1 protein-coding gene is annotated in these 254 nt (G+C 62.2%); it reads left to right on the forward strand.

What is annotated here, in order from left to right; translation table 11 throughout:
* Window positions 1-254 (forward strand): hypothetical protein (locus Q4563_RS21110; protein WP_303605916.1); only part of this gene is annotated, 254 nt, incomplete at both ends.

The following is a 254-nucleotide window of genomic DNA, read 5'->3' on the forward strand; positions in this document are numbered from 1 at the left end:
GGCCCCTAACGATGCCGCCCCGGATCTGGTCGGCCGTATCCAGATAGGGCTGGCGGACTGGGAGCAACGCCGCCCCGCCAATACCGTCCTGGCCGATATTGAACAACGCAGCGCGGCCATCCCCGGCATTATTGTCGAAACCCAGAAAAAACAGGGTGGCCCTCCCAGTGGGGCCGATATCCAGCTGCAGCTGACCGCCAACAGTGGTGACGCCATTATTCCGCTGCTGGAGCAGGTCCGGGAGATATTTGAGC

The organism is Gilvimarinus sp. 1_MG-2023, from assembly GCF_030548285.1.